Origin of the sequence: Pseudomonas sp. NFACC02 (assembly GCF_900110765.1) — a bacterium.
Taxonomy (GTDB): domain Bacteria; phylum Pseudomonadota; class Gammaproteobacteria; order Pseudomonadales; family Pseudomonadaceae; genus Aquipseudomonas.
On the sequence record NZ_FOEO01000001.1, the window covers coordinates 311,834 to 337,110 of the forward strand.

The window sequence follows — 25,277 nt, forward strand, 5'->3', positions numbered from 1 at the left end:
GTTTATGTCCGTATGAAGAATGATCATCAGATGGGAAACAGCCTCAGAGGTTGCACGCAACCGGCTGATTTTCCGGATTAATCGCCGAACGGTATGTAAGAAGATGTATCACGGCGGGGTCAGGCCACCGCTTCACGTCCCTTGTAGCGGCTGCAAACGACGGCACTCACGACCACCGCCACACCCGCCAGACTGTACACCCAAGAGGGCGAAGCGATGGGCAGTAACACCCCCGCCAGCAAGGGGCCGACGCCAGCACCGACATCACGCCAGACGGCATTGCCCGCCAATGCCTGAACCCGCCCCGCGCCTGGATTGCGCTGCGCAACCAACGTGGTCACCAAGGGCAGTTGCAACGCGCGCAGGATCAGGACACTCCCTGCGCCAAGGATCAGCCAGTGAAAGCCGAAGGCGGTCAGCGCCAGCGTGGTCAGCCCGGAAAACACCACCAGCATGCGCACCGCCCCAAACGCCTCGGCTGCCCGCCCGCCCAGTGGGCTGAGCAGCATTTCCGAGACATACCTCAATGCCAGCAGAACACCTGCAATGAACACCGCATTGCCACCGAGCACCGATTGCGCCTGCAACGACAGGCCGAAAATAAACAATCCATCCAGTGTCACGCCTTCGATGAAGGACCACACCGCGATGCTGTCCGGGGCCTTGAATCGCCGCCCGCCTGCACTGGGCATCGCATGCGGGAGCTTCGGCAATCCCTTGGCGACCAGCAATCCTGCCAGCGAGAAGAACGCCAGAATCAGAAATATCAGCCTGGGGCCGAAATGCAGACTGATCAAGGCGCCGATCGGCAGCGCCAGCATGGGACCGATGGCGATGATCGCCCGTGAAGTACCGGAACGGCGTGCTGCGCCGCCGGGTTCGGAGGTCGCCAGCGCCTGGGTGGACAGGTTCAGCGCTGCGAACGTCAGCCCCCACCCCAGACGCAGGATCAGCAACCACCAGAACCCTGATATGAACGAGTTGCCAAACGCGCACAGTGCCGACACCACAGCCGCCAGCATCACCGTCGGACGATCACCCCGGTTAGCGTAAAAGCGCACCACATAGCTGTAACCGAAGATGCGTACCAGTCGGTTGGCCGCCAGCAGGATCCCCGCTTCAGGGAGGCTGATCCCGAACGCCTCGGCGTTCATGGGCAACAGCAGGTAAAGCAGAACATCGCTGGGCAGACACAGACTGAGAACGGTCGCCGAACGGCGTGAAGCGGAATCGGCATCTCGGGCGGCAACGGACATGCGCAGAAAGATCCTGTAACACGTTGAAAGCCGCAGCATGAAGAGCATCAGCGCAACTGACAACTGCTGATCAGCGAATCCGGGGAAAAATTACCTTGCCCCAGTGCTGAAACGCCACTCCTGCTCCTTCACCTTTCATCCGAACCAGAGTTGACGAAACACTCGCTTTGGTGTTTCCTGAAACCGGTTTCAGAGCCACACGTTTTCCGTAAACGCCTGCTGATAAATCCAATAAGGGTCAGGCCATGAACAGTATCCCGACACCGGTGCGCGCCCGCGTCACCATGAACGATGTCGCCGACATGGCCGGCGTGTCCAAAGCCAGTGTGTCGCGCTTCATCGGCGAAGACCGCCAGTTGCTGTCCGAAGCCATTGCCCGGCGCATCGAACACGCCATCGAAACCCTCGGTTATCGCCCCAATCAGATGGCTCGTGGCCTCAAGCGCGGTCGTACTCGCTTGATCGGCATGCTGGTCGCCGACATCCGTAACCCCTATTCCATTGCCGTCATGCACGGTGTCGAAACCGCCTGCCGCAAGCACGGCTACAGCCTGGTAGTGTGCAACACCGACCGCGATGACGAACAGGAACGCCTGCATCTGGCGGCGCTGCGTTCGTACAACATCGAAGGCCTGATCGTGAACACCCTCGGTCACCACCTGGATGAATTGCGTGAACTGCACAGCGAACTGCCGATGGTGCTGGTGGACCGCAAGGTCGACGAACTGCAAAGCGATCTGGTGGGCCTGAACAATATTGCGGCCATCAACCAGGCGCTGGATCACCTCCAGCAATCGGGGTATCGCGACATCCTCATGGTCACCGAACCGCAAGATGGCACCAGTTCTCGGATCGAGCGGGTCGAAGCCTTCACGGCGGGGATCGCCGGGCGTTCCGACATGCGCGGTCAGGTGCGCGAAACCGGCGACCGCCTGCGCGACCATCTTCGTGAGTTTCTTGCCCAGACCGGCCATGGGCATAAAGCCCTGTTCACCGGCAACGGCGTCGCTACCCTGGACACTACCCGCCAACTGCATGAGCTGGGCTGCCACCTGTTCGACGACATCGGTCTGATCGCCCTCGATGAACTGGAGTGGTATCCGCTGGTCGGCAGCGGCATTACCGCCCTGGCGCAGCCGACCCACGAGATGGGTGTTACCGCCTTCGAGTGCCTGCTCGGCCGTCTGCGCGGTGATCTGGACGCCGTGAAAACCTTCGACTTTCCGGCACACCTGATCGTGCGCGGTTCCACGCGACAGCGACCCTGAAACCCTTTTTTTATACCGCAGGTCTTTACGCCTGATGATTTGAAGAACTTTTTTCGAGCACCTCCGCTCGAACAAAAATGAAACCGGTTTCAGAGGACAATAACAATGAGCCGATTCCCCGTTGCCATCAGCCTGGGCGCCTTCGGTGCCGACTTCGTCCGCGAGCGCGGCCAGGCCAGCTTTATCCCGCTTCTGGTTGAGGCAGGCGTCACCCGCATCGAACTGCGCGAAGAACTCTTCAACGGTCGCGAAGACCTTGCAGCCCTCGGCGAGGCCATCCACGCACAAGGTCTGGAATGCCTGTATTCGGCACCGCTGGAGCTCTGGCTGGAAGGACAGCGTCAACCCAATCCGGCGCTGGAACCGACGCTGCAACGCGCCTCCACCTGCGGCGCTGCATGGCTCAAGGTGTCGCTCGGGCATCTGACCGAGGACAGCGATGTCGCTTCCTTGGCCGACCGTCTGGCCCGTTATGACGTTCATTTGCTGGTTGAAAACGACCAGACGCCACAAGGCGGTCGCATCGAGCCTTTCACCGACTTTTTTGCACGCGTCGAGGCATTGCAGATGCCGATCGGCATGACCTTCGACATCGGCAACTGGATGTGGCAGGAACAGTCGGCCTCCGCCGCTGCTTGCCAACTGGGCCGCTTCGTCGAATACGTGCACTGCAAAGCCGTGGTACGCAGTCCAGCGGGCAAGCTGATCGCCGTGCCGCCCACGCCATCCGATCTGCGTCAGTGGGAACAACTGCTCAAGCACATGCCCAGCGGCCTGCCTCGCGCTGTCGAATACCCGCTGCAAGGCGAGGACCTGCTGGACGTGACGCGGACGCAAGTTGCCGCCCTGGCCCGCCTCGGTCAGCCCCTTGTTCAACCTGCCACCGAGGCCGTGAGCCATGTCTGAGATCGATATCCTCTCCTTCGGCGAAACCATGACCATGCTGGTCGCCGAGCAGACCGGCGATCTGGCTCAGGTTCGCCATTTCGAAAAGCGTATCGCCGGCGCCGACAGCAACGTTGCCATCGGCTTGTCCCGCCTGGGCTTCAAGGTCGCGTGGCTGAGCCGTGTGGGCAACGATTCCATGGGCCGCTTCGTCACTGAAAGCCTGCAACAGGAAGGCGTCGATTGCAGTTATGTGACGGTCGATGACGACCATCCCACCGGGTTCCAGTTCAAATCGCTGGAGCTTGAAGGCGCTGACCCTGTGGTCGAGTACTTCCGCCGTGGCTCGGCGGCCAGTCACCTGTCGGTCAACGATATCGTTCCCGAGCTGCTCAAGGCCCGGCACCTGCATGCCACCGGAATTCCTGCCGCGCTGTCCGACACCTGCCGAGAGTTGTCGCATGTGCTGATGACGCAGATGCGTGACGCCGGACGCAGCGTGTCGTTCGACCCCAATCTGCGGCCTTCGCTGTGGTCGAGCCAGGCGACGATGATTCGTGAGGTCAACCGGCTCGCCAGTCTGGCGCACTGGGTGATGCCCGGCCTGGCCGAAGGTGAACTGTTGACGGGCTACGACACCCCGGCCGACATCGCCCGGTTCTATCTGGATCTGGGCGTGGAAGCGGTGGTGATCAAACTCGGCGCCAAAGGTGCGTATTACCGCACCCAGCTCAACGAAGCGTTCGTGCCGGGCGTACCGGTGGCCAAGGTCATCGACACGGTCGGTGCGGGTGACGGTTTCGCAGTCGGCGTGATCAGCGCACTGCTGGAAAACCTCGGTTTTGCTCAGGCCACTGCCCGTGGCAACTGGGTCGGCAGTCAGGCGGTACAGAGCCGTGGCGACATGGAGGGTTTGCCGACTCGCGCCGCCTTGCACGCTGCCGAACTGAACCCGACAACCCGACGACAAACCGCCTGATTCGCCGTTGGATGCTTGCACACACTGTTCCCCTTCACCTGCTGCGACAAAAACAACATGCTCAGGGAGCCTGAAATGGAAAAGCTACTCGAAACCGTCAAGCACGCCGGCCTCAAACGTCGCTGGCTGCTGATCATGCCGATCGTCTTCATTACCTACAGCCTGGCCTATCTGGACCGCGCCAACTATGGCTTCGCCGCCGCCTCGGGCATGGCCGAAGACCTGCACATCACGCCGGGCATGTCGTCGTTGCTGGGGGCGCTGTTCTTCCTCGGCTACTTCTTCTTTCAGGTCCCGGGTGCCATCTACGCGCAGAAGAAGAGCGTGAAGAAGCTGATTTTCGTCAGCCTGATTCTGTGGGGCAGCCTCGCGACCTTGACCGGCATCGTCTCCAACGCCTACATGCTGATCGGCATCCGCTTCATGCTCGGTGTGGTCGAGGCCGCGGTAATGCCAGCGATGCTGGTGTACCTCTGCTACTGGTTCACCAAGGCCGAACGCTCGCGCGCCAATACGGTGTTAATCCTCGGTAATCCGGTGACCATGCTCTGGATGTCGGTGGTGTCAGGCTACCTGGTGGCGCACTTCAGCTGGCGCTGGATGTTCATCGTCGAAGGCTTGCCTGCGGTGATCTGGGCGTTCATCTGGTGGCGCCTGGTGGACGAGCGTCCCGCTCAGGCCAAATGGCTGACCGAGGAAGAGAAGACCGAACTGCAAGCGCGTCTGGACGCCGAACAGGTCGGCATCAAACCGGTGAAGAACTACGCCGAAGCCTTCCGCTCGCCGAGAGTCCTGCTGCTGGCCGCGCAATATTTCTGCTGGAGCATCGGCGTGTACGGCTTCGTGCTCTGGTTGCCGACGATCATCAAGAAAGGCATGCAAATGGACATGGTCGAGGCCGGCTGGTTGTCCGCGCTGCCTTATCTGGCAGCGGTGATCGGCATGGTGCTGGTGTCGTGGGCGTCGGACAAGCTGCAAAAACGCAAACTCTTCGTCTGGCCACCGCTGCTGCTGGCTGCCGTGGCGTTCTACGGCTCTTACGCACTGGGCACCGAACATTTCTGGTGGTCCTACGCCCTGCTGGTGATTGCGGGCGCCTGCATGTACGCGCCCTATGGTCCGTTCTTCGCCATCGTGCCGGAGATCCTTCCCGCCAACGTGGCCGGCGGTGCCATGGCGTTGATCAACAGCCTGGGCGCACTGGGCTCGTTCGCGGGTTCTTATCTGGTCGGCTACCTCAACGGCGTCACCGGCACCTTGAGCGCGTCCTACCTGTTCATGAGCGGCGCATTGCTGGTGTCGGTGGTTCTCACCCTGTTGCTCAAACCGGACAACTCCGCAAAGCCGGTGCGCGATGAACCGACGGTTCGTCGCACGCCTGCGCACCCCTGATCTGGAAAGCATTCGATGAACAAGCACGTGGTTCTGTATAAAAAACTGTCGGCGCCCCTGATGGAGCGCCTGCAGGCGCACGCCGAGGTCACATTGATCGATGACCCGAAAACCCAAGAGGGTCTGGCTCGCCTGCGTGACGCCCTGCCCCAGGCCGATGGTCTGTTGGGTGCCAGCCTCAAGCTCGACGCGCCATTACTCGATCTGGCACCGAGGCTCAAGGTGGTGTCCAGCGTCTCGGTAGGCGTCGACAACTATGACATCGACGACCTCACCCGACGCGGCATCCTGCTGACCAACACGCCGGATGTACTCACTGAAACCACGGCCGACACCGGTTTCGCGCTGATCATGGCCACGGCCCGTCGTGTGGTGGAACTGGCCACGATGGTGCGCAACGGCCAATGGACGCAAAACATCGGCCCGACCCATTTCGGCTCCGATGTTCATGGCAAAACGCTCGGCATTGTCGGCATGGGACGGATCGGTGAAGCCGTGGCGCAACGCGGCCACTTCGGTTTCGGCATGCCGGTGCTCTATCACAGCCACTCGCCAAAACCGGCCGTCGAGGCGCGGTTCAACGCGCAATACCGTAGCCTCGACGCGCTGCTGCAAGAAGCCGACTTTGTCTGCCTGACCGTGCCGCTGACCGCTGAAACCGAAGGTTTGATCGGCGCGGAGCAGTTCGCCCGGATGCGCCCTGAAACCATCTTCATCAACATCGCGCGGGGCAAAGTGGTGGATGAGCAGGCCATGATCCACGCGCTGCAAACGGGACAGATTCGCGCGGCAGGCCTCGACGTGTTCGAGCGCGAGCCCTTGCAGGCCGACTCCCCGTTGTTGCAACTGGACAACGTGGTGGCGACGCCACACATGGGCTCGGCCACGCACGAAACCCGTGAAGCGATGGCGCGTTGTGCGGTCGATAATCTGTTGGCGGCACTGGCGGGAGAGCGGCCGAAGGATTTGGTAAACCCGTCAGCCTGGAAGAACACCTGACCGTGTAGGAGCGCGCTTGCCCGCGATGAGGGTGTGTCAGCGAACGATGTGTTCAGGCATACCGAAATCGCCCGGATGCGGCCCAGAGCAAGCGCGCCCCTGCACGTTACAGGCCCCACCCATTTCTAACGGTAGCCGGGCTCCGGCGATCCATTCAAACCTTGAACCGCGTCACCATTGCCTTCAGGTCCACCGCCAGCCGCGACAGTTCATGGCTGGCTGCGCTGGTCTGGTTGGCACCCGCCGCTGTCTGCGCCGCCAGGTCACGAATGTTCACCAGATTACGGTCCACCTCACGCGACACCTGCGCCTGCTCTTCCGAGGCGCTGGCGATCACCAGATTGCGCTCGTTGATCTGCGAGATCGCTTCGGTAATGAGTTCCAGAGCATCGCCCGCCGAACTGGCCAGGCTCAACGTGCTGCGCGTGCTGTCGGTGTTGCGCGACATCGATTGCACAGCGTCGCCCGTGCGGGTCTGAATGCCCGCCACCATCTGCTCGATTTCAGTGGTCGATTGCGCCGTACGGTGGGCCAGCGCCCGGACCTCATCGGCCACCACCGCAAAGCCACGCCCCGCCTCGCCCGCCCGCGCGGCTTCGATGGCGGCGTTCAGCGCCAGCAGATTGGTCTGTTCGGCGATCGAACGAATCACGTCGAGCACCTTGCCGATGTCGCGGCCCTGCTCCGCCAGGCCTTCCACCAAGCCCGTTGTCGCCTGAATCTGCTGAGTCATGTCCTGAATTGACTTGACCGTCTCAACCACCCGATCACGCCCCTCGCGTGCGGTCTGGTTGGATTGCTGCGAGGCTTCGGAGGTCGACACCGCATTGCGTGCCACCTCTTCCACTGCGGCGGTCATTTCGTTGACTGCGGTAGCCGCTTGTTCGATTTCATTGTTTTGCTGCTGCAAACCGCGTGACGATTCTTCCGTTACCGCGCTCAGTTCCTCTGCGGCAGACGCCAGTTGCGTGGCCGAGCCGGAGATCAGCTCGAGGGTGTTGCGCAAGTTCTGTTGCATGGTTGCCAGCGCCTCTAACAACTGCGTGGCTTCGTCCTTGCCGTCCACCTCAATCGGTCGGGTCAAATCACCGCCGGCAATTTCCTGCGCAACCTGCACCGCTCTAGACAGCGGGTTGACGATACTTTTAGTGAACAACCAGGCCAGCAAGACGGTCATCAGTGCAGCCATCACAGAGACGGAAATAACGCCCACATTGGCGCCATCATATTGCTGTTTCGAAATAACCGCCGCGTCGCCCGCACTTTTCCTGTTGATGGTGATGAGCTGGTTAATCTGTACACCCATCAGGTCGGTCGCGTCCTTCATACGGGTATTGATCAAGGTGCGCATCTCTTCTGTCTTTTCCTGACGCGACAAGTCCAGTACTTGCGCCTGTACATCAAGGAACGTCGCCAGCGTCGTTTCGAACTGACGATAAACCGCCAACTCTTCCTCTCCGGCAGGCAACGCCGCGTAGTGCTTCCTGGCGTCCTGCAACTTGCCGATCAACTCCGCGATACGCCCTTCGGTTTCGCGCAATGCCGCAGGCTCGCGGTTGACCAGCGTGCGGAAGGACGTGATGCGCAGGCGCAAGCTGTTTTCCAGCATGTTGCCCAGGTAGCCCACGCTGGGCAGTTGATTGGTTTCAATGTCGGTGGTGGCCTGTCGAATCACGGCCAGGCGATTAAGCGAGAAGAAACCCAGCCCTATCACCAGCACGGCAATGAAGGCAAACCCCAGGAATGCGCGAGGCGCGATGTTCATGTGTCTAATCGACATGGAATGTCTCTCTTAAAAGATCAGGCTGAGGCGTCCATGCGTGAATCAAGCAAACTTTAGGGGGTTTCGTCGCCAAAGGATGGCTGCCATATAACGTGCAACTTCCAGTTTTGTGGCCACCTGATCTTCTATCGGCTGGGATCACTCTTTTATTCAGTCCAACTTTGGTCTTTTTTTAAAACAAATGTTTTGCTGACCCACTATCGAAGGGTCAAACGTTTGCGTATGAGTCAAAGGGTATGTTTGGCACGGTCCGGTATCAAACTCCCTTTATAGTCGATCATCCATCCATGATGGCTTAACGCCTTATTTCAAAATAACGATTCAGCACCGATGATAGAAGTCTTATGGATATATCGATGCTTGATCCCGATCAACGCAACATAAATTTTTTATTGCCGTAGGATTTTTTTCCCATATCTGTCAGAAGTCGGTGCTACCTTTATCTGACTCGTGGTCTATGAGTCCGTGCGCCTGCGAATGTGACACATAACAATGCATCGTTGTGCTCTGGCATACGCGTTGCGTCGTTCCCGGCAGCCGACACACCGACCACTTTTTTCCTGCCCTGCGGAGCTCTGGAATTGCTCGATTGAACGAGGTAGGCCCCATGAACAAAGTCACGTTTCCAAACGCTTGTCAGTTAATGCGCTGGCACTTCCACCCTGTGGGCTTTGAAGCCAATATGGATGCACCCAGCAGCATGGTGGCCCGCCTGTTCGACCGTGCCAGTGGCGAGACGGTGCTCGCGATCGCGGGAATTCCCTGCCAGACGGTGATGAACGCCATGGACGTTGAGCGCATCATCGAGGCCATTGAACTGGAACTGGAGACCTTCGCTCCCCAGCAGACGCTCTACCTCAATCGAGCTTGACACCGCGTGTCGATGAGTTTTGACCACCGACTTGCCGACCGCAGCGACGCAATAACGGTCACGGCCGGGAAGCCGGACCGATGCAGGCGTCAGCGCCCCACGTCGTTCAAATGCTCTAGCCCCGCCAGCATCAGTTCGTGTCGACGAATCGTGTCCAGACTGGCCTGTGACTCAGACAGGCCAGGCACCGCGTGCCACACCACGAAGTCACGCTGCACATCGAGGAACAGAAAGTAATCGTTGAACCGCTCGGCCTGGGAGAACCTCCGCTCCAACGCATCCCGCAGCTGTTCGGGACGTAACGCCCGACCTTCGATGTGCAAGGCAATCCCCCAATCGCGATGCTCGCGTCGGCTGACAAAGGCCACCCCGGTCGCGACCGGCCAGATTGCCGCGCGTTCGGCCGCGACATGGGCGTAAAACGCCGCCTTTTCCGATACCCGAATCATGCTCAATCCTTAAGTGGCACAACGGTGAAGTCCAGTTCGTGGTCTCGCTCATCAAGTCCCTGACGCATATCGGGCGGCCACCAGATCACCAACTCGCGATCATTGGAGTCCGGGCGCTTGCAGGCGTACCCCGAGCACCCGGAATGGCTCGCGCACCCCGTCAGGGTGGCGAACAGCATGAGCAGGAAGACGTAAACGCGCGCGGTCATGGTGTTGCCCCCTTGAGCAGCGAAGGTCGGTTCTGTCTGGCTTTGGTCGACACCTGCGGCTGACGCAAGGCGATGTAGATTTCACTCTCCGCACCCGGTTGTAACCAGGCACGAGGCCAGGCACTGACACCCATCACCCAGCGCCCGCCGCAACGGCTTTCATCGATGCGAACCGGTTTGCTCGTGGTGTTGCGCGCCACGACGACGGCAATGCCCCAGTCTTTTTTCGAGAACCATTGCGAGCGCTGCTTATCCAGCACCAGGCCTTCGCCCGGATCGCACAGACTGTCGGCCTCGAACGGCAGTGCCTCACCGCTGTTGAATCCCACCGGCGCTACACCGTCCAGCAACTGGGTGAACACATTCTGTACGTCGCCACGGGTGGGTGTTTCGCCGCCGTCCCGACGTTGCTGGATACGTTTCATCTGGTCGTCGACATCATGCGGATTACTGATTTCGACATAACGCGAAGGGTTGACCTGATCGCCAATCAAACGCGGCGTGAGGATGAACAAGCGCTCACGCTGGTTGAGCTCGCGATTGCGCGATTGAAACAGCAACTTGCCAATGACCGGAATGTCGCCCAGCAACGGGATCTTGTTGACCTTGTCGGTGGTTTCCAGCCCGTGAAAACCACCGATCACCAACGAACCGTGCTCGGCGATCACTGCCTGGGTGCTGACATTGCCCTTGCGCACCGCAGGCTGGTCCTCGTTGATCTGCGAGGTGTCGATCTGCCCGTCCTCGATGTCGACGATCAACTGCACCTGAGACTTGTCGCCCTTGTCCAGCGAACGCGGGATGACCTGCAAACTGGTACCGGCGGTGATCGGCTGAATGTCGGCCACCCGTTCCGAGGTGGCGGTAAGGTATTCGGTGCGGCTGAAATCGATCACCGCCGGCTGGTTTTCCAGGGTCAGGATCGAGGGATTGCCGATCACCGACGCGGCTCCGTTACCCTCCAGCGCATGCAGGTCGGCGGCGAACTTCCCGGCGTCCTGGATGAACAAGGTGGAACTGGTGCCTTGCTGGAACAGGTTCGCTCCTCCGCTGACGCTGCCGGCATTGAAATTCCAGCGGCTGGACAATTGCGCCAGCTCGTTGCGGTCGATATCGAGGATGACTGCGTCGATTTCGATCAGGTTGCGTGGGGTGTCGAGTTGCTTCACCAGTTTCTGGTACATCGCCTTGCGCTTGGGCAAGTCATAGATCAGTACCGCGTTATTGCGCACATCGGCACTGACACGGATTTTCGAACGGCGGCTTGAACTGCCCGCCCCACCAGCGCGCTTCCCTCTGGCGCCCAGCACCCGGTCCAGCCCCTGCTCCAGCGCACCGGTGTCGAAACCGCCACTGTCCAGGCCGCCATAATTCAAACCGGTGGAATTGTTGCCGCCGGTCATGCCACTCGCGGAGCCGCCCTGGCCTTGCAACAGGCTCACGCCATTGATCGACTCTCCCCGTGAGCGATTTTCCAGCAGTTCCTGAAGAATGCTGGCGACGCCGGCCACGGTGAGCTGTTGGTCGCGATAGCGAATGGTACGGTCGGCGGCGTTGGCATATTTGAGCGGCAACACCACGATGTCCTGTTTCTCGGCTTTTTCCGGTGCCTCGACCTTCTTGCTGTACGTGCGCACGAAGTCGACGTACTTGGCCGGACCGCGGACCAGCACCACGCCTTCGTCGGGCAAGGCACCCCAGCCAAAACGCTTGTCCAGCAGGCCGACGTCGGACAAGGCCTGTTGCAGATCGTCGACGGCGTCAGGCGACACTTCGATGCGCGCCGAGGTCTGTTCGCTCGTCGGGCTGATATACAGGGTTTCGTTGTACACAAACCACTGAAAATGATGCTCCTGGCCCAGCCGGTCGAGGAACGCCTGAGGGTTCTGAGCGCGTATACGCCCATCGAGCGTGCCGTGAATCGGCGCCATGTCCAGCCCGATGCCAAATTCCTTGGCGAAATCGCCCAGCGCCGTCGCCAGATCGGTCTGCCGCGCGTCATAGGCATACGCCGTGTGTTTCCAGGCGTCAGGGACCGCCGCCAGGGCGGGTGCCGTCACGCCAATCATCAGCAAAGGCAACCACATTAAGGCCTTGCGCATTTCACACTCCCGGTTGCCAGGTATCGAGGATGGCGCGAGGCGAGGCCAAGGCCGTCGCGTTGCGCATCGAGGTCTGCATCAGGCTCAGCATCGCCGCGCGCTGGTTGGCCAGGCTTTCGAGGCGATCGAGCAGCGACTCAGGGGCGCAAGGATCCGGCAGCCAGCTGAGCAGCACGACACAGCGTGTATCGGGGTCCAGCCCCAGCGCACCGTCGCAGGCACAGGCGACGCTGGCACCGCCCTGACCCAGCAAGGCATCGAGACGCTGCGGGTCGCTGCCGTCGTAGGGGTCCAGCACATCGAGCCTCAGACGCACGCCTTCCCCGTGCACGGATAATCGCGCGTTGGCGTCGTCGATCCAGCAGTCCAGCGGTGTGAGCGGACGCTGCTCACACCACTGAACGAGGATCGCCGTGAAGTCACTGAACGCCATCGATGATCGCTTTGGTGATGCCGTGTTTGGCGCGCAGCCCTTCGTTGAGGATCATGTTCGCCACGTTGGTTTGCTGGGAGGCATCGTTGAAGGCGCGCATGTCCTCCAGAGAACCGCTGTCGGACGCCGCTTCCGCGGCATCGTCCATTTGGGTCTGGGCGCGGGTGAAGGAATGGTCGAGGTGGTTTTGCAAGGACTTGAAACTGATCATGAAACAACTCCAACTGAAGGGTTCATTCCCTGAGTGGAAGCTGCCAGCGCTCCGGTTCCATCCGTGGTTCATAAACCGCCACGGCGGCTTGAAGAAACCGTCATTCGCCGCCGCAGACGCCCAGCAAACCACGGCGCAGGCGGGTCCAGTCGACATCGAACGCGCCGTTGGCGTCACTCAAACGCAGGCTTTGCGGGGCGAGCGTGGGGTCTGCCTTGAGTTGCCAGTGCTCGGCAAATCGACTCTGCGCAAGCCAGTGCCTGAGGTCGTCGAGCATCTCGGGATGCGCACCCAGTGTCGCCTGCGCTTCATAGGGCTGGCTGTCCGCAAGATGCCTCACCAGGGCGCGGGTGCGCTCGGCCAGCGTACTGTCATCCAGCAGCCGCGAGAGCGTGCGGGTCAGCAACGCCTCTACGGCGGCCATTGATTCGCGCTGAAGGGCCTGACGCTCCTGATCCAGGCCGTGCAGAAACTGATTGGCATTCGCCCAGAACTGGCCGAGCGCCTGATCTTTTTCCTGCTGCGCCTGAAGCCGGGCGTCCTCCAGAATCAGAACGGCTTCGCGGCGGGCCTTACTCAGCACCTCGGAGGCCAGCTGGATATCGGCGATGTCCTCACGACGCAGGAGCGGCTCAATGAGCACTGTGGATGGCGACAGAACAAGGCGGCGTTTGGCGAGCATAGGGGCATCCTGAAAGGGTCGCGAGGGTCCGGTTCACGGCGTCGTGACGCGCCACAACACCGACTGCCAGAGCGTGTGCAATTTGTTTGAGGGCATGTTCGTGACGGCCGGCTGCACTGCCTGCGGCGGCCAGCTCAGGCGCAAGCGTGACCAGCAATCCTCACCGACCCAGGCCGCCAGCAGCAGGCGCGGGTCGTCGATGGCCGGGTCCAGCCACACGCCGGGTCTCAGCGCCTTGGCCACCGCCCGGCACCAGCCTTCATAGACCGACGTCGGGCTTTGCGTCTTGCCATCGCCGACGGACGTCAGGCAAATACGGGCGGCCAGTTCCAGTGCCTGGTGCTGTTGATCGGCCGGCAATGCCAACCATTGCAGGACCGCATTAACCGGCGTCGGCGGTTGGCAGGGTTCGATCTGCGCACTGTGTAAAAAAGCGGTTTGAAGTCCTTGCGGTGCGTCCATCAAGTCGTCTTCGGCCGCCCCGACGAGCGCCAGAAACGGTGCCTTCCACGCCGGATGCGCCCACTGCCAGGGCGCGCACCACCATTGAATCCAGCGCGCTTCGCTGTCGGACATCAGGTGCGCACCGGCAGACCCGAACGATCGCCGCGACGCAGACCGAGGCGCTGGAGCAGCGCGGCCCGCCAGTCACCACGAACGCCCAGCACCACCAGAAAGATCAGCAGCAAGGCGGCGAACGGCGCGGCCCAGACCACGTATTTCCAGAACCCGAGGTGGTCGCTGTCGACCAGAAACGGACCGAAATTAACCAGCCGTTCGGTGTCTTGAAACTCAGCGGCCGGGACGAACACGATGGCGAATTTCTTGGCGTCCAGAGGCTCACTCGACATCCCGGGAATGCTGCTGGCGACCATTTGCTGAATGCGTCCGCGCACGCTATCAGGGTCGAGCGCTGGCGTGTGTTTGATGAACACGGCTGCCGAGGCGGGTTGCACCGGTTCGCCCGGCGCTACGCGCTCCGGCAACACCACGTGAACCCGTGCGACGATCACACCGTCAATCTGCGACAACGTGGCTTCCAGCTCCTGCGACAGCGCATAGATATAACGCGCACGCTCTTCCAGCGGCGTGGAAATCACCCCTTCCTTCTTGAAGATTTCACCCAGACTGGTGCGTGAACGTCTCGGCAAGCCTGCGGCGTCCAGGACTCGCACCGCACGGTTGATATCGCGGGTGGGGACGCTGATCGCCACGCCGGTCTTCTCGCTGCGCTTGCGTGCATCGATATGCTGATCGGCGAGGTTGGCAATCACATCGTTGGCGTCCTGCTCGGACAGACCGCTGAACAGGTCGGTTTCGTCACTGCAGCCACTGAGCAGCAACATCAGGCACAACAGACCCGCAGTCAGATACTTCACGTCAGACCTCTATTGCAGGTTGGTCAACTTGTCGAGCGCCTGCGCGCTCTTGTTCACGACCTTGGTCGTCAACGCCATTTGCAACGAGTACTGCGACAGCGAGCGGCTCATCTGGACAATCTCCATCGGATCGTCAGTGGTCGAGGCATTTCTCATCTTTCGCACCGCTTGCTGAGACAGTTTGTCGGTGGCGCCCAGTCGCTCGGACAAGGCGCTGGCGATCTGTTCGGACAGATGGCTTTGCTGCAACGCCATGTCGGGACGCATGGCGGCATTGAACAGGTCGACATCCGCCTGCGAAGGCGCGCTCACCAATCCCTGATCCATGGACGGCTCAAGATCGGGGGATGACGGTTTGAGTTGATTGATATGGGAAACAGTCACGGGTGATCTCCGGCAGACGGTGTCGAGTGATAACGGCGAAGCCTGACTGAGAAGATCAGGCGGCCTGAGCGGTGTGACCTGCGCCCACCAGGGCGGAAACGATTGCCGTGGCTGCCTGCGCCAGGGTGTTTTGCAGGTCGTGTTGCGCGAACAGCTGATTAGGCTGACCACCCGTGCCGCCGACGCCACCGCCGCCCTGGCTGGCTTCCAGGCCTTTTTCGAGCAATCCGCCGAGCAGCTTGCCCAGGTCCTGCGTCACACTGTTACCGGCGTTGACCGGCGTGCCCAGACCACCGCCAAGGTTATTGCCGCCGCCGTTGCCCAGGCTCGCGTTCATGCCCTGTTGCAACAGCCCGCCGAGCAATTGACCCAGGTCCTGAGTCGGGTTGCCGCCGCCAGGCATTTGCAGGGTCGAAAGGCCGTTGGATAACGCATTGCCGTCCAGTGGGCTGCCGCCACCATTCTGTTGCTGCTCCAATTGACCACCCAGCATGTCCAGCGCGGCACGGAAGGCACCGGTTTCCTTGCTGTCCAGGTAGTTATCTTCCTTGAGTTCGTTCTTCCAGGAACCGGAATCCGGTGCCGGAAACTTGCTCGGGTTCTGGTCCATGAACTGCGCGATCTTGTCCAGCATCGGCATGTCATCGGAAGAGAACTTCGTTCCATCGCCCTGTTTGCTGAGCAGGTCATCCAGCGACGCTTTACCCAGACCGTTGAGCACTTGGGACATCAGGTCCGGCTTGCCGGAACCCGCGCCGCCGCCCAGACCGAAATCGGCCGCCGCGCCAAAGTTCTCGCCCAGTTTGTCCTTGATAACCGCGCCCAGCGCTGCCTTGATCATGTCGGGCGAGCCACCGATCATTGAGGCCAACGGGTTCATCTTTTCCATTTGCTTGCCGACCATCTTGCCCAGCGGCGAGTCCTGATCGAGATGACCGTCTTTGGTCAGGGCCTGTGCGAGCTTGTCGATGACGTCCTTGAGCGACTGCGGACCTTGCTGCCCGCCGATGCCGCCGGTCGACGCGACCGTGCCGATGTGCGTGCTCTGCAGGGGATTGATATTGGCGTTGAGACTGATCATGAAACCTCCGTATTCAGGTGATTGCCCCCTTGATCAGAGGGCAGTCCAACAGGATCAGAAACTGATGCCCTTGGCGTTCTGGGCGGTGGCGCTGATTTCCTTGTTGGCGGAATCGGCCTTGCCGGACGCGATGGCGTTAAGGACGTCCATGGTCTGCTTGCGTTCAGTTTCCTGCTCTTGCAAGGCGATCAGCTTGGCCTGGTTGGCATCCGCCTGTTGGCTGGCCTGCTGCTGCGCGGCAACGGACTGGCTGTTGCCGCTCCCTTGAACCACAGCGGATTGCATGTTGGCGTTCGCGGCGAGGCTGTTAGCGCCCTGGGCAAGGCCACCGACCGCGTTAACACCGGAGTTGAGCATGTTGGTCATGCCGGAGATGGGGTTCAAATTGACAGCCATTTTGCATACCTCTCGATCGACACCAGCGTCATTGCATGGTGTTGATGGGTGGCTGCGAGGCCGGAATCGGTTCCGCGGGAAATTCAATAAATTTAGGGGTGGTTAGAAGGGGGAAAAATCGGGTTCTGCCTGACGGTAGAACGAGAACTCGCCTCAGAGCACGGGATAAGCGCACCATTGCGTCCTCACTGAAAACCGCCCTCTCAAACATCCAGCTCTTTCATCCGGTGGTACAACGTCCGTCGCGGAATATTCAGTTCCTGACTCACCGCATCGATGCTGTTGTTATGCCGCTTGAGCGCCGCCTGAATCAGTACCTTTTCAATTACCCGCAACTGCGACTTCAGCCCGGTGGAAGACTCACGCTCATCCCCCGACTCACTGCCCAGCAGCGGGAACCCCAGCACGAACCGTTTCGCCGCCGACTTCAGTTCACGGATGTTGCCCGGCCACGAATGATTCAACAGGACATGCCGTAACACCGCGCTCACCTCCGGCATCAACAACCCCGACTCCCGCGCCGACGCCACGGCGAATTGCCGGAAGAGCGGAAGAATGCGCTCTCGCTGAGCCCGCAACGGGGGCAACTTGAGCGTCAGCACGTTGAGGCGGAAGTACAGGTCCCGACGAAACCGGCCCTGCTCCACCAGCTCATCCAGCGCATGCTGCGCCGACGCAATCACGCACACATCCAGCGTGATCGGGGTGGTCGATCCCAGGCGCTCAACCTCGCGCGTTTCCAGTACACGCAGCAGCTTGGCTTGAAGACTCAGCGGCATGCTGTCGATCTCATCCAGGTACAACGTGCCGCCCTGCGCCGCTTCGATGTACCCCACCCGCGAACGATCGGCGCCGGTGTAGGCACCACTGACCACGCCAAACAATTCGCTTTCAGCCAGGGATTCGGGAATCGCCGCGCAGTTCATCGCAACCAGCCGCCCCTTGCGCCCCGACAAGTCATGAAGGCGCTGCGCCACGGTGTCCTTGCCTGTTCCGGTTTCACCGGACAACAACACGTCGATACCCAGTTGTGAAATGCTCTGGGCGACGACCGTCAGGTTCGGTACAGGGTGATTCTCTTCCAGTTGCTCATCAAAAAAATCGTACACACTCATCCACGACCTCTGACACTTCAAGCGCCTGTGGCTGCCCGCGAACGGAAGCCTCAACGCGCTTACGAGACAACGGTTATTCAGGCGCTACGAAAACAGCGGATCGGACGCACCCAGGCACGTCAGGCCCAGCTCTTTCATGCGGTGATACAAGGTACGTCTCGGGATTTCCAGCTCCTGCAGCACGGCATCGAGACTGTGCTTGTGACGTCTGATGGCGTCCTCGATGAGCATTTTTTCGATCACACGCAGTTGGGTTTTCAGGCCGGTTTCAGGGTCGCGGGTGGGTTCGGTATCCGCGCCCAGCAAGGGAAAGCCGAGGACGAAACGTTTGGCGGCTGATTTCAACTCACGAATGTTGCCGGGCCAGGCGTGGCTCAGCAGCACCTGCACCAAGCCGTTACTGAGCGTGGGCACCGGGCGACCAAAGTCGCGGGCGATGCGCTGGGTGAACTGGTCGAACAACGGCAGGATCTGTTCGCGACGATTGCGCAAGGCTGGCATCTGGATGGTCAGCACATTGAGCCGAAAAAACAGGTCGCGACGAAACAGCCCTTGTTCCACGAGTTCATCCAGAGGGCGCTGTGCCGAAGCAATGACGCGCAAGTCCACCGGAATGAAGGCAGTGGAGCCCAGCCTTTCGATGCCGCGGGTTTCCAGGATTCGCAGCAGCTTGGCCTGCAGGCTTAACGGCATGCTGTCGATTTCATCCAGATACAGCGTGCCGCCCGACGCGGCCTCGATGTACCCCTCACGGGATCGGCTGACACCGGTGTACGCCCCGTTGACGACACCGAACAACTGGCTTTCAGCCAGCGATTCCGGAATCGCCGCGCAGTTCATCCCGACGAAAGCGCCCGAGCGCCCCGACAGCGCATGAATACGTTTTGCCAGCGTGTCCTTACCCGTCCCTGTCTCTCCACACAACAGCAAATCCATGCCCAGACTTGCGGTATTCACGGCTATCTGATGAATATCCAGCGCTGCACTTTCCTCCAGACACGCCCAATCGCTTACATCGATTTCTTCCTTCATCGATACCTCTCAAAGTGGGTGCAAGCGAGTTATTAGTACCACGCATTACACAGGCATCAATAATTAATTTAAGTTCCCGAAGCCGATGAGAACCGGGTCACAAGGTTCCCCAGTGATATCATTATGGCTCCACTTAGCATGCAACTAATACGTGCACACCAACTTTCAAACGACTATTTAAATTTAACGCTTGCCTGCCTTGAGACAATGATTTATTAGAAATCATCTAGATGGGAATCGTTATCATATAATGAATAATTGTGTTGATTATCAATGGTTTAGTTTTTAAAGGTCTACTCCGCTTCCGCAAATCTATTGACCTCACCCGGCACCCAGCGCTGCGCCTGGGGTCTGTTACGTCGCTGTCATCGAGAGGCTCTGTTATTTTATCTTTTAAAACACCTGAAGTTTTATGACGACCAGCTACTTGGTAGCCCTACGGTCACGCGCATTATTTAACCTGCTTATACTGCGCGCACTTTTTAAACTTATCGAACTACAACTTCACACCCAACAACCCTTCATAAAACCTGTATATATTTGTTCGCTGCGGCCACCTCTTTTTGCCATTTGGTTTTCGTTCGGTTTTCCAACTAGGGCCATTCGGATTTCCGAACATTGCTTTATCCATTCAGCCAAGCCCTGTGTTTTCAGGGCTTTCCGGTAGCGCTGCGCTTGTACTCGAACGGTACGCTGACGCAAAAGCAGGCATGTTTCACCCATCCATCCTGATCAATAGCCAACTAACGAAAATGGACCGACAGGCCCATATAACGGTCGCGATAACCGGGTATTCACCACAGAAATACCTGTTGCGATGTTTCAAGATATGTCAGTGCAACGCAAAACCCAGGTGTATCAACAGGGTTACACCATGAAGAAAAAGTTCAGGCCGTCTTCGGCCGTGCAAATCATTCAATGGCTCTACGATGGGCGTTAGTCCAGTCGACGTCCGCGTTGGGAAGCGTCATTACTGCCGCTCCCTCCCTCACGCACGAGAAACCGCCCCATTGTGGGGCAAAACGCACTGAGTAAAGCGGCTGGGCGAAAGGGGAAAAAAGGTGGATCAAGGCGCCCATCTGACAGACGGCGATGGAGAAGCCCCGCTGATCGCCAACGCGTCCACGGGAGGGATGGCAGTGCTGTCTTCCATTTTCGCCAAGCCGGCCGCCAACTGCCGCGCTTGATTGCGTGGGACCAGCAAATGATGCGGGCCATCGACGGTTTTCTTGCGCAAAAACGCAGGATTCAGACCCACGAGTACGGTTTCGTCGACGCCAGCGGTCTCCGCCAGTTGGGTAAGGTCAACCGGATGCAGCAGTTCGATGGCTGTAAAATACGGTGCATTGGCCACCGGACTCAGTCGCACCCCATACGCAGCCGGTTCGCGCACCAATATCGAAAGCGCCAGCAGACGTGGGACGTAGTCCTGGGTTTCTCGCGGAAGATTCAGATGCCAATAGTCTGCCGGCAAACCCCGCTGCTGATTGGCCGTAATTGCCCGCGCTACGGTGCCCTCGCCCGCATTGTAGGCGGCCATGGCCAGGAGCCAATCGCCGTTGAACTGATCGTGTAGACGCGTCAGATAATCCATGGCCGCTTTGCTCGATGCCACGACGTCACGCCGCCCGTCGTAAAAAGCCGTCTGACGCAGATTGAAGTCCCGTCCGGTGGCGGCCATGAACTGCCACAAGCCGGCCGCATCACGGGCAGAGTTGGCTTTAGGGTTGTAGGCACTTTCTACGATGGGCAACAACGCCAGCTCCGACGGCATTCCCCGCTCGTCCAGAGACTGCGCGATGAAATGCAGATAAGGGCTGGCCCGCTGGCTGGCCATGCGGAGGAAAGACGGGTTTTCCAGCAACCAGTCGCGCTGGCGCACGATACGCGGGTTGAGGCCAACGGCGTCGGCCAGGCTGAAGCCTTGCCCCAACCGCCCCCAGATATCGCTGCCGTCGTAGCGCAACGGCTCCGCGCCCGGAGCCTGGGAATTCACCTCGCGATGAAGCCCCGCCACCAGACGGGGTGTCCGCTCAACCGTGGCCTGCGGCGAGTAATCGAAGGACTGACAACCTGCGCAGAGCAGGCAGAGGCCGAGCGACCCGGTGCGTATCTGATAGCCGAGTCGCGGCAGCCCGATCGGGAAGGTCAAGGCAAACGGCATGAGCGGAAGTCCTGAGAGCGAGATTACCCTGGGTGGCTCAAACGCCCGCCCGGTTCCCTCTCACTGGCCGTCATCGCGTGTGGCATCGCGTGGACAAGACAACCGGAGAGCGTCGTTCATGCACTCAGGTGCTTTTGCTCGACCGCCATCGGGGACCCAGCACGTCGATAGTAGGCCGCGACGTAAGCGTCCCGCGAGGGCGCCAGATGTGCACGACACAGCTCGACAAGACGCTGCGCGTCAGCGGCCTTGAGCGCATCGATGATCGCCCAGTGTTCGCGACGGGCACGCTCCAGTTGTTCGGGGAGCACTAGCGAGGACGACCGGATGGAGTGAGCACGCTGGGCGTGATCCTGAATAGCCGCAACCAATACCGGGTTGTCCGACAGAGCAAACAGCTGTTGGTGGAAACGCATGTTGGCGCGAAACACCAGGCGCAAATTGCCCGCGGCGATCTGCGCGTCATGCTCCTGCTGGGTCGCTTGCAGTTGGTCAAGCCGATCAAGCGGTACCGGGAAACGGATCAACTGCACGCACTGGCATTCGAGCAGCTCACGAACCGCATACAAATCCTCCACTTCTTTAACAGTGTACGCACGAACCAGTGCGCCGATGTTGCGCTTGCGCTCCACCAAGCCCATGCGTTCGAGCTCGACAAGCACTTGGCGCACAACGTGCCGTTTGAGGTTGAAGCGTGTGAGCAACTCGTCCTCGACGAGTCGCTCGCGCGGGTGCAGAAAACCCAGCACGATTTCTTCTTCGAGGGTTTGCACGGCCCGTTCCAGGCCGCTTTGCGGATCATCGAGTTCCAGGGGTTGCATAGCGGGTACAGCACTCACGTGATCAGGATTGACCGCGTCAGACTGCCACAAACCCACGTCCAGCGCAGCTTCGTTTAAGCCTTCTGATGAAAACCACAAGACGCTTGCTTCGCCTCGGTGTTCCGTGATTACATCCACTTCATGGATTATCGATAATATATCCAATAATAAAATCAACTGAGGTAACCATGCCTGATCACGACCCTGTCATCAAACTCAAAGGCATCCGCAAGGGGCTGACCAATTATGGCGACACAGGCTTCGCCCTGTTCCTGCGCAAGGCCTTCATCAAAGGTGCCGGTTACACCGACGACGCGTTGAACCGCACCATCGTCGGCATCGCCAACACCGGCAGCGGCTACAACCCCTGCCATGGCAACGCCCCACAACTCATAGAGGCGGTAAAACGTGGCGTGATGATGGCCGGCGGGCTGCCGATCGATTTTCCAACCATTTCCATTGCCGAAAGCTTCTCGCAACCCACCAGCATGTACCTGCGTAACCTGATGTCCATGGACACCGAAGAGATGATCCGTGCGCAACCGATGGATGCCGTGGTGCTGATCGGTGGCTGCGACAAGACGGTTCCCGCGCAACTGATGGGTGCAGCGTCGGCGAACGTGCCCATGGTGCAACTGGTGACCGGGGCCATGCTCACCGGTGGCCATCGGGGCGAACGCGTAGGCGCCTGTACCGATTGTCGGCGCTTCTGGGGTCAGTACCGGGGTGATCAGATCGACGAGCAGGAAATCACCGAAGTCAACGACAAGCTGGTGGCCAGCGTCGGCACCTGTTCAGTGATGGGCACGGCCAGCACCATGGCCTGCATCGGTGAGGCGCTAGGCATCGTGATGCCCGGAGGCGCCTCGCCACCGGCCGTGACGTCTGACCGTATCCGCATTGCCGAGCTCAGCGGACGTCAGGCGGTGATCATGGCCCGGAGCGGTCTGACGCCGGACAAGATCCTCACCGAGAAAGCCTTCGAAAACGCCTTGCGCATCCTTCTGGCGATTGGTGGCTCAACCAACGGCATCATCCACCTGACGGCCATCGCCGGGCGCATGGGGTTCGATATCGACCTGGAGGCGTTTGATCGCATGAGCCGGGAAACGCCAGTGCTGGTCGACCTCAAACCGTCGGGCCAGCACTACATGGAAGACCTGCACCGCGCCGGGGGCCTACAGACCGTGCTGCGCGAACTGCGCCCGCAACTGCATCTGGACGCCTTGACCGTGACCGGCCGCACCCTGGGCGAAGAACTCGATGCAGTGCCATCGTTCAAGCAGGACGTGGTTCGCAGCTTCGCCAACCCGATCTACCCGGCCGGCGGCATCGCCTTCCTCAAAGGCAACCTGGCGCCCGATGGGGCGATCATCAAACAGTCAGCTGCGGACCCGGTCCTGATGGAGCACGAAGGCCGCGCCGTGGTGTTCGAAAATTCCGAAGACATGGCCGCGCGCATCGACGCCCCCGAACTGGACGTCAACGCCGACGACATTCTGGTGCTCAAGAACATCGGTCCCACCGGCGCCCCGGGCATGCCGGAGGCCGGTTACCTGCCGATTCCGAAAAAGCTCGCGCGCGCTGGCGTTAAGGACATGGTCCGGATTTCCGACGGTCGCATGAGCGGTACAGCGGCGGGCACCATCGTTTTGCACGTCACACCCGAAGCTGCGTTGGGCGGGCCTTTGGCGCTGGTGCGTAACGGCGACCGGATTCGCCTGAGCGTGGCCGAACGCAGCATCGAGCTGAAAGTCTCCGCCGAGGAACTGGAACGGCGCAGAGCGCAGTGGGTACGCCCTGTACCGCAGGGCGCCGAGCGTGGGTACCGCAAGTTGTTCTTCGAGCAGGTAACTCAGGCTGACAAAGGCTGCGACTTCGGGTTCCTGCGCCCGCCACACATGATCGCGCGGGTCCCCGCCCGCGACTGATCAGCACCGGTTTTCCCTGAACGTGCACCGCTGCGTTATCACGCAGTGGCGCACGGGCTCAAACAATAAAAACAGGACCGCCGTCATGACCACACGCCCCACGCGAATCAGGTACCTGATTCTGTTGATGCTATTCATTGTCACCACGCTCAATTACGCAGACCGCGCAACGCTGTCTATCGTCGGCTCTACGTTGCAAAAAGACTTGGGCCTGACCCCTGTTCAGATGGGGGTCATTTTCTCGGCGTTTGCCTGGGCCTACGTTATCGGACAAATTCCCGGCGGATGGCTGCTGGACCGCTTCGGTTCCAAGCGGGTCTACGCCTGGAGTATTTTTCTGTGGTCGATCCTCACCCTGCTGCAGGGCTTTGTCGGTGTGCTGAGCGTGAGCGCCATCGTCGTGGCGTTGTTCATCCTGCGGTTTATCGTCGGTCTGGCAGAGTCGCCCTCTTTTCCGGGTAACAGCCGCATCGCTGCCGCTTGGTTTCCCACCGCCGAGCGCGGTACCGCCGCCGGAATATTCACCTCCGCGCAGTACTTCGCCACAGTATTGTTCGCCCCGCTGATGGGCTGGATCACCTTCCAGTACGGCTGGCACTACGTGTTTCTGGTCATGGGCGCCCTGGGAATCCTGATGTCGCTGATCTGGCTGAAAACCATCCATGCCCCTCGCCAGCACCCTAAGGTCAATGAGGCCGAACTGCAGCACATTTCCAGCGGTGGCGGCCTGATCGAAATGGACCAGATCGGGGTCAAGAATGAATTCACCCGTCCCCGCTGGACCCACTTCAAGCAATTGCTGACCCATCGCATGATGCTCGGGGTTTTCATTGGTCAGTACTGCATCAACACCCTCTCGTATTTCTTCCTGACGTGGTTCCCCGTTTATCTGGTGCAGGACCGTGGCATGTCGATCCTCAAGGCTGGACTGGTCGCCTCGGTGCCTGCGATTTGCGGGTTCCTTGGCGGCGTGCTCGGCGGCATCATCTCCGACGGCATGCTGCGACGGGGCCGCTCTCTGACCTGGTCACGCAAGACGCCGCTGGTGCTGGGCATGTTGATGTCGACCAGCATGATCGCCTGCAACTACATCGACGCTGAATGGTTGGTGGTGACCGTCATGGCCATCGCCTACTTCGGCAAAGGGTTTGGTGCTATCGGCTGGGCGGTGGTGGCCGACACCGCGCCCAAACAGATCGCAGGGCTGTGCGGCGGGATGTTCAACGGATTTGGCAACACGGCCGGCATCACCACCCCCATCGTCATCGGTTTCATCCTGCAATCGACCGGATCGTTCGAAGGCGCATTGATCTTCGTCGCCGCGAACGCGCTGGTGGCGATGTTCTGCTACCTGGTGATCGTCGGAAAAATCGAACGCATGACCCTCAAGGATGAGCCTGCCGAAACGCCGGTCACCGCCGTGGAGTCGTTGACGAGTAAACGCTGAGTCCAGCC

24 protein-coding genes and 2 pseudogenes are annotated in these 25,277 nt (G+C 60.1%); 8 read left to right on the forward strand and 18 right to left on the reverse strand.

Annotated elements, in window-relative coordinates:
- Window positions 1–119: 119 nt before the first annotated feature.
- Window positions 120–1,256, reverse strand: a complete 1,137-nt coding sequence (locus tag BMY73_RS01560; protein WP_092404528.1) for an MFS transporter — start codon at window positions 1,254–1,256, stop codon at window positions 120–122.
- 245 nt (window positions 1,257–1,501) lie between these two features.
- On the opposite strand from BMY73_RS01560, the gene BMY73_RS01565 reads away from it, so the two are divergent.
- The 5 genes from BMY73_RS01565 to BMY73_RS01585 all read left to right on the forward strand — a co-directional run bounded on the left by BMY73_RS01565 (window position 1,502) and on the right by BMY73_RS01585 (window position 6,779).
- Entirely contained in the window at window positions 1,502–2,524 is a 1,023-nt protein-coding gene (locus tag BMY73_RS01565) for a LacI family DNA-binding transcriptional regulator (RefSeq protein ID WP_092404530.1), read from the forward strand.
- A gap of 105 nt (window positions 2,525–2,629) precedes the next feature.
- Window positions 2,630–3,430 carry a sugar phosphate isomerase/epimerase family protein gene (locus BMY73_RS01570; protein ID WP_092404532.1) on the forward strand — a complete coding sequence of 267 codons (801 nt, stop codon included), beginning with the start codon at window positions 2,630–2,632 and terminating at the stop codon, window positions 3,428–3,430.
- Window positions 3,423–4,388, forward strand: a complete 966-nt coding sequence (locus BMY73_RS01575; protein WP_092404534.1) for a sugar kinase — start codon at window positions 3,423–3,425, stop codon at window positions 4,386–4,388. Before BMY73_RS01570 ends, BMY73_RS01575 begins: the two co-directional genes overlap by 8 nt.
- Window positions 4,389–4,463: 75 nt before the next feature.
- On the forward strand, window positions 4,464–5,780 hold the full coding sequence (locus BMY73_RS01580; protein ID WP_062389005.1) for an MFS transporter: 1,317 nt from the start codon (window positions 4,464–4,466) through the stop codon (window positions 5,778–5,780).
- A 15-nt stretch (window positions 5,781–5,795) separates the two neighbouring features.
- Complete coding sequence (locus BMY73_RS01585) at window positions 5,796–6,779, forward strand: 2-hydroxyacid dehydrogenase (protein ID WP_092404536.1); 984 nt, start codon at window positions 5,796–5,798, stop codon at window positions 6,777–6,779.
- A 154-nt stretch (window positions 6,780–6,933) separates the two neighbouring features.
- Here BMY73_RS01585 and BMY73_RS28680 read toward each other — a convergent pair whose 3' ends face one another.
- Both BMY73_RS28680 and BMY73_RS28685 read right to left on the reverse strand, forming a co-directional pair.
- Window positions 6,934–7,797: a methyl-accepting chemotaxis protein gene (locus tag BMY73_RS28680; protein WP_371914935.1), complete on the reverse strand. Its 864-nt coding sequence runs from the start codon at window positions 7,795–7,797 to the stop codon at window positions 6,934–6,936.
- A pseudogene (locus tag BMY73_RS28685) lies at window positions 7,792–8,559 on the reverse strand (MCP four helix bundle domain-containing protein); the annotation flags it as partial. The pseudogene BMY73_RS28685 and the gene BMY73_RS28680, both read right to left, overlap by 6 nt.
- Before the next feature lie 592 nt (window positions 8,560–9,151).
- Here BMY73_RS28685 and BMY73_RS01595 point away from each other — a divergent pair.
- A complete protein-coding gene (locus BMY73_RS01595; protein ID WP_062389014.1) occupies window positions 9,152–9,433 on the forward strand; it encodes a DUF1652 domain-containing protein in 282 nt (93 codons plus the stop codon).
- Between the two features lie 89 nt (window positions 9,434–9,522).
- Here BMY73_RS01595 and BMY73_RS01600 read toward each other — a convergent pair whose 3' ends face one another.
- From BMY73_RS01600 to BMY73_RS01670, 15 genes and pseudogenes are all read right to left on the reverse strand, one after another.
- Window positions 9,523–9,882 (reverse strand): type III secretion protein HrpV, encoded by a 360-nt coding sequence (locus BMY73_RS01600; protein WP_092404540.1) that lies wholly within the window; start codon window positions 9,880–9,882, stop codon window positions 9,523–9,525.
- Between the two features lie 2 nt (window positions 9,883–9,884).
- Entirely contained in the window at window positions 9,885–10,091 is a 207-nt protein-coding gene (gene hrpT / locus BMY73_RS01605; protein WP_092404542.1) for an HrpT family type III secretion system protein, read from the reverse strand.
- A complete protein-coding gene (sctC, locus tag BMY73_RS01610) occupies window positions 10,088–12,193 on the reverse strand; it encodes a type III secretion system outer membrane ring subunit SctC (RefSeq protein WP_092404544.1) in 2,106 nt (701 codons plus the stop codon). The genes hrpT and sctC overlap by 4 nt, the downstream gene beginning before the upstream one ends.
- 1 nt (window position 12,194) lies before the next feature.
- The gene (locus BMY73_RS01615; RefSeq protein ID WP_092404546.1) at window positions 12,195–12,626 is read right to left on the reverse strand and encodes a type III secretion protein; all 432 of its coding nucleotides are present in this window, start codon (window positions 12,624–12,626) and stop codon (window positions 12,195–12,197) included.
- Entirely contained in the window at window positions 12,613–12,837 is a 225-nt protein-coding gene (locus BMY73_RS01620; RefSeq protein WP_062389028.1) for a type III secretion protein, read from the reverse strand. The genes BMY73_RS01615 and BMY73_RS01620 overlap by 14 nt, the downstream gene beginning before the upstream one ends.
- 100 nt (window positions 12,838–12,937) lie before the next feature.
- A complete protein-coding gene (gene sctL / locus BMY73_RS01625; protein WP_092404548.1) occupies window positions 12,938–13,519 on the reverse strand; it encodes a type III secretion system stator protein SctL in 582 nt (193 codons plus the stop codon).
- Between the two features lie 33 nt (window positions 13,520–13,552).
- Entirely contained in the window at window positions 13,553–14,095 is a 543-nt protein-coding gene (locus BMY73_RS01630; RefSeq protein ID WP_256570774.1) for a type III secretion protein, read from the reverse strand.
- Window positions 14,095–14,898 (reverse strand): type III secretion system inner membrane ring lipoprotein SctJ, encoded by an 804-nt coding sequence (gene sctJ / locus BMY73_RS01635; protein WP_092404550.1) that lies wholly within the window; start codon window positions 14,896–14,898, stop codon window positions 14,095–14,097. Before sctJ ends, BMY73_RS01630 begins: the two co-directional genes overlap by 1 nt.
- A gap of 9 nt (window positions 14,899–14,907) precedes the next feature.
- On the reverse strand, window positions 14,908–15,282 hold the full coding sequence (sctI, locus tag BMY73_RS01640) for a type III secretion system inner rod subunit SctI (RefSeq protein ID WP_092404552.1): 375 nt from the start codon (window positions 15,280–15,282) through the stop codon (window positions 14,908–14,910).
- Between the two features lie 55 nt (window positions 15,283–15,337).
- Window positions 15,338–16,363 (reverse strand): harpin HrpZ family protein, encoded by a 1,026-nt coding sequence (locus BMY73_RS01645; RefSeq protein WP_092404554.1) that lies wholly within the window; start codon window positions 16,361–16,363, stop codon window positions 15,338–15,340.
- Between the two features lie 54 nt (window positions 16,364–16,417).
- A complete protein-coding gene (locus BMY73_RS01650) occupies window positions 16,418–16,759 on the reverse strand; it encodes a type III secretion system major pilin HrpA (RefSeq protein ID WP_062389043.1) in 342 nt (113 codons plus the stop codon).
- Between the two features lie 203 nt (window positions 16,760–16,962).
- The gene (locus BMY73_RS01655; RefSeq protein WP_062389046.1) at window positions 16,963–17,874 is read right to left on the reverse strand and encodes a sigma 54-interacting transcriptional regulator; all 912 of its coding nucleotides are present in this window, start codon (window positions 17,872–17,874) and stop codon (window positions 16,963–16,965) included.
- A gap of 84 nt (window positions 17,875–17,958) precedes the next feature.
- Window positions 17,959–18,810: a sigma 54-interacting transcriptional regulator gene (locus tag BMY73_RS01660; RefSeq protein WP_371914936.1), complete on the reverse strand. Its 852-nt coding sequence runs from the start codon at window positions 18,808–18,810 to the stop codon at window positions 17,959–17,961.
- Window positions 18,811–19,990: 1,180 nt separating this feature from the next.
- A pseudogene (locus BMY73_RS01665) lies at window positions 19,991–21,070 on the reverse strand (transglycosylase SLT domain-containing protein); the annotation flags it as partial.
- 116 nt (window positions 21,071–21,186) lie between these two features.
- Complete coding sequence (locus tag BMY73_RS01670) at window positions 21,187–21,891, reverse strand: GntR family transcriptional regulator (RefSeq protein ID WP_062389053.1); 705 nt, start codon at window positions 21,889–21,891, stop codon at window positions 21,187–21,189.
- Between the two features lie 188 nt (window positions 21,892–22,079).
- Between BMY73_RS01670 and BMY73_RS01675 the strand changes: the two genes are divergently transcribed.
- Both BMY73_RS01675 and BMY73_RS01680 read left to right on the forward strand, forming a co-directional pair.
- A complete protein-coding gene (locus tag BMY73_RS01675) occupies window positions 22,080–23,822 on the forward strand; it encodes an IlvD/Edd family dehydratase (protein WP_092404560.1) in 1,743 nt (580 codons plus the stop codon).
- Between the two features lie 85 nt (window positions 23,823–23,907).
- Window positions 23,908–25,269 (forward strand): MFS transporter, encoded by a 1,362-nt coding sequence (locus BMY73_RS01680; protein WP_092404562.1) that lies wholly within the window; start codon window positions 23,908–23,910, stop codon window positions 25,267–25,269.
- The last annotated feature ends 8 nt before the right edge of the window (window positions 25,270–25,277 follow it).

Coding starts and splice junctions, on each gene's coding strand:
- BMY73_RS01560 (WP_092404528.1), bottom strand. CDS start 1,256: ATGTCCGTTGCCGCCCGAGATGCCGATTCCGCTTCACGCCGTTCGGCG.
- BMY73_RS01565 (WP_092404530.1), top strand. CDS start 1,502: ATGAACAGTATCCCGACACCGGTGCGCGCCCGCGTCACCATGAACGAT.
- BMY73_RS01570 (WP_092404532.1), top strand. CDS start 2,630: ATGAGCCGATTCCCCGTTGCCATCAGCCTGGGCGCCTTCGGTGCCGAC.
- BMY73_RS01575 (WP_092404534.1), top strand. CDS start 3,423: ATGTCTGAGATCGATATCCTCTCCTTCGGCGAAACCATGACCATGCTG.
- BMY73_RS01580 (WP_062389005.1), top strand. CDS start 4,464: ATGGAAAAGCTACTCGAAACCGTCAAGCACGCCGGCCTCAAACGTCGC.
- BMY73_RS01585 (WP_092404536.1), top strand. CDS start 5,796: ATGAACAAGCACGTGGTTCTGTATAAAAAACTGTCGGCGCCCCTGATG.
- BMY73_RS28680 (WP_371914935.1), bottom strand. CDS start 7,797: ATGCAACAGAACTTGCGCAACACCCTCGAGCTGATCTCCGGCTCGGCC.
- BMY73_RS01600 (WP_092404540.1), bottom strand. CDS start 9,882: ATGATTCGGGTATCGGAAAAGGCGGCGTTTTACGCCCATGTCGCGGCC.
- hrpT (WP_092404542.1), bottom strand. CDS start 10,091: ATGACCGCGCGCGTTTACGTCTTCCTGCTCATGCTGTTCGCCACCCTG.
- sctC (WP_092404544.1), bottom strand. CDS start 12,193: ATGCGCAAGGCCTTAATGTGGTTGCCTTTGCTGATGATTGGCGTGACG.
- BMY73_RS01615 (WP_092404546.1), bottom strand. CDS start 12,626: ATGGCGTTCAGTGACTTCACGGCGATCCTCGTTCAGTGGTGTGAGCAG.
- BMY73_RS01620 (WP_062389028.1), bottom strand. CDS start 12,837: ATGATCAGTTTCAAGTCCTTGCAAAACCACCTCGACCATTCCTTCACC.
- sctL (WP_092404548.1), bottom strand. CDS start 13,519: ATGCTCGCCAAACGCCGCCTTGTTCTGTCGCCATCCACAGTGCTCATT.
- BMY73_RS01630 (WP_256570774.1), bottom strand. CDS start 14,095: ATGTCCGACAGCGAAGCGCGCTGGATTCAATGGTGGTGCGCGCCCTGG.
- BMY73_RS01645 (WP_092404554.1), bottom strand. CDS start 16,363: ATGATCAGTCTCAACGCCAATATCAATCCCCTGCAGAGCACGCACATC.
- BMY73_RS01650 (WP_062389043.1), bottom strand. CDS start 16,759: ATGGCTGTCAATTTGAACCCCATCTCCGGCATGACCAACATGCTCAAC.
- BMY73_RS01655 (WP_062389046.1), bottom strand. CDS start 17,874: ATGAGTGTGTACGATTTTTTTGATGAGCAACTGGAAGAGAATCACCCT.
- BMY73_RS01660 (WP_371914936.1), bottom strand. CDS start 18,810: ATGGATTTGCTGTTGTGTGGAGAGACAGGGACGGGTAAGGACACGCTG.
- BMY73_RS01670 (WP_062389053.1), bottom strand. CDS start 21,891: ATGCAACCCCTGGAACTCGATGATCCGCAAAGCGGCCTGGAACGGGCC.
- BMY73_RS01675 (WP_092404560.1), top strand. CDS start 22,080: ATGCCTGATCACGACCCTGTCATCAAACTCAAAGGCATCCGCAAGGGG.
- BMY73_RS01680 (WP_092404562.1), top strand. CDS start 23,908: ATGACCACACGCCCCACGCGAATCAGGTACCTGATTCTGTTGATGCTA.